The following is a 2927-nucleotide window of genomic DNA, read 5'->3' on the forward strand; positions in this document are numbered from 1 at the left end:
GAGCGCGGCGTCGTCGAGTTCGGCTCGCGGCACGACCGCGGTCACGGAGCCGAACTCCTCGAGCCGCTGGGCCGTGACCGTGCGGCTCGTGTAGTACATCGAACGGAGCATGTGCTGCGGGACGAGGCGGGAGAGGTGCGTGGCCGCTCCGAGTGCGCCGCGGTCGACCTCGGGAACGCCGAAGGTCGCGTCGTCGGAGGCGACGATCACGTCGCTGTTGCCGACGAGCCCGACCCCGCCGCCCAGGCAGAAGCCGTTGACGGCCGCGATCACGGGGACCGCACATTCGTAGATCGCCTTGAACGCTTCGTAGCATCCGCGGTTGGCGCCGAGGATGCCGGAGAAGCCCTCGATGCGCTGCATCTCCTTGATGTCGACGCCCGCGTTGAACCCGCGGCCCTCCGCCCGGAGGATCACGACGCGCGTCGCCGCATCGGCGGTGGCCTCGTGCATCGCGGCGGCGACGTCGAACCATCCGGCGACGGGCAGGGCGTTCACCGGCGGGTAGTCCATCGTCACGGTGCGGACACCGGAAGGATGCAGGGTGGAAGTGATCGTCATCGGACACCTAACCTAACGTTTGCTCAAGGCACCCTAGCACTTGCTTGGTTTGACTCATAACCCCTTCACCGCATTTGCCCTAGCAATTGCTTGGTTGGTAGGATCATGCGCATCGTCATCCGCGACCGCACTCCCGTCGCGCGCAGTCGGTGCCGGCTCATCAGCCGGACAGTCTCAAAGGAGAGTCGATCCATGGCAGGAATCCTCGAAGGTCGCGTCGCGATCGTGACCGGCGCCGGTCGTGGTCTCGGGCGCGAGCATGCGCTCGAACTCGCCCGGCAGGGCGCGGCAGTCGTCGTCAACGACCTCGGCACGACGCTCGACGGCGCAGGCGTGTCGGTCGGGCCTGCGCAAGAGGTCGTCGACATCATCCGCGCGTCGGGTGGCGAAGCCGTGGCCAACGGAGCCGACATCGCCGATTTCGCTCAGGCCGCAGCGCTCGTCGACCAGGCGATCTCCGCGTTCGGTCGCCTCGACATCCTCGTCAACAACGCCGGTTTCGTGCGCGACCGGATGCTCGTCAACGCCGGCGAGGATGAATGGGACGCCGTCATCCGCGTGCACCTCAAGGGGCACTTCGCCCCGCTGCGCCACGCGAGCGCCTACTGGCGCGCCGAGGCGAAAGAAGGCAGGCAGCCCCTGGCCCGGGTGGTCAACACCTCGTCGGGTGCAGGGCTCCAGGGCAGCATCGGGCAGGCGGCGTACTCCGCGGCGAAGGGCGGCATCGCCTCCCTGACCCTGGTCGCGGCCGCCGAGCTGGGACGCTACGGCGTCGCGGTCAACGCGATCGCCCCGTCTGCGCGCACCCGGATGACCGAGGGCCCCTTCGCCGACGCGATGGCCGCGCCCGAAGACGGCTTCGACCGGATGGATCCCGCGAACGTCTCTCCCGTGGTCGCGTGGCTCGCGAGTGCGGACTGCACGATCAGCGGCCGCGTCATCGAGGTCGAGGGTGGGCGCATCTGCCTGGAGGAAGGCTGGCGCCACGGCCCGGTGCGCGAGCTCGATCGGCGGTGGTCGGCCGCAGAGGTCGGCGATGCCGTGCGCGCTCTCGTCGCCGAGAGTGTCGACCCCGAGCCGGTGTACGGCGCATGAGTGCGGCGGACTGGGCGGGCCGCGATCTCGGTGAGCGGACCGTCGCCTATGACGAGAAGGATGCCATCCTCTACGCCCTCGCCGTGGGTGCGGCGGCCACCGACCTCGACCTCGTGTTCGAGGATCGGCTGCGGGTGCTGCCGACCTTCGGTCTCACGCTCGCGCAGTGGGCGCCCGACGTCCTCGCCGCAGCGGGGGCCTTCGACGACCGTGCCGTGCACGGTTCGCAGACGCTCGAGGTGCACCGTCCGCTGCCCCGTACCGGCGAACTGCGCCTCTCGGCCCGGGTGGGGGACGTCTGGGACAAGGGCTCCGCGGCGATCTTCGACGTGATCGTGGAGTGCGACGAGTTCACGGCGACGTGGTCGCTGTTCGCCCCCGGCGTCGGTGGATTCGGCGGAGAGCGGGGGCCCGCGCGAGCGGCATCCGCCGAGCGGCCGGAAGGCAGGCGCTCCGTGGTGCAGACCTTCGCGACCCAGGCGGCCCTGTACCGGTTGACCGGTGACCGCCATCACATCCACATCGACCCCGAAGCGTCGGCCCGGATCGGACAGCCGACCCCCATCCTGCAGGGGCTGTGCACCCTCGCCGCGACCACGCTCGCGCTCGCCGCCGAGCAGGGCGCGCATCCGGCCGATCTGATCGCACTCCAGGGCCGCTTCAGCGGACCCGTGATCCCGGGCGACGCGCTCGACCTCGAGTCCTGGCCCGACGGCGCTTTCGAGCTGCGCCGCGACGGGGTCTCCGTGATCTCCGACGGTCGGGCGGTGTTCGCGTGAGCCGGGTGCTGGTCGTCGGTGCGACCGGGATGATCGGCAGCCATGTCGCCGCCGACCTCGTCGCGCACGGGGACGAGGTCACCGTGATGGTCCGCCGCGATCCGTCCGACCGTGATCCGCGTGCGGTCCACGGGATGCCGCGGCTCCGAGGTGACTACACCGACGCCGAGGCCTCGCCGCGCATGTTGGAGGGCTTCGACGCGATCGTGTTCGCGGCCGGCAACGACATCCGTCACGTGCCGGCCGATCAAGAGGACGACACGTTCTGGGACCGCACGCAGAGCGTCGGGGTGCCGCGGTTCGCGGCGCTCGCCAAGGCTGCCGGGGTCGGTCGCTTCGTGCAGATCGGCAGCTACTACCACCAGCTGCATCCCGAGTGGGCGGAGCGCATCCCGTACGTCGCCGCCCGCCGTGATGCGGATGAGCGCACCCGGGCGCTGAGTGACGACGGCTTCGCGGCGATGACACTGAACCCGCCGTCGATCGTCGGCG

General features: G+C 70.4%; 4 protein-coding genes. 3 read left to right on the forward strand and 1 reads right to left on the reverse strand.

The genetic code is table 11. The annotated features are described in order from the left end of the window. On the reverse strand, positions 1-561 hold a 561-nt coding region (locus tag ACNPM4_RS15200; protein ID WP_448986228.1), incomplete at its 3' end, for an enoyl-CoA hydratase family protein. 192 nt (positions 562-753) lie between these two features. Between ACNPM4_RS15200 and ACNPM4_RS15205 the strand changes: the two genes are divergently transcribed. From ACNPM4_RS15205 to ACNPM4_RS15215, 3 genes are all read left to right on the forward strand, one after another. Further along, positions 754-1656 carry an SDR family oxidoreductase gene (locus ACNPM4_RS15205; RefSeq protein ID WP_372467430.1) on the forward strand — a complete coding sequence of 301 codons (903 nt, stop codon included), beginning with the start codon at positions 754-756 and terminating at the stop codon, positions 1654-1656. Next, positions 1653-2435, forward strand: a complete 783-nt coding sequence (locus ACNPM4_RS15210) for a MaoC/PaaZ C-terminal domain-containing protein (protein WP_448986229.1) — start codon at positions 1653-1655, stop codon at positions 2433-2435. Before ACNPM4_RS15205 ends, ACNPM4_RS15210 begins: the two co-directional genes overlap by 4 nt. Further along, a partial coding sequence (locus tag ACNPM4_RS15215) for an NAD-dependent epimerase/dehydratase family protein (RefSeq protein ID WP_448986231.1) occupies positions 2432-2927 on the forward strand: 496 nt, incomplete at its 3' end. The genes ACNPM4_RS15210 and ACNPM4_RS15215, both read left to right, overlap by 4 nt.

Source organism: Microbacterium umsixpiens (assembly GCF_053543675.1).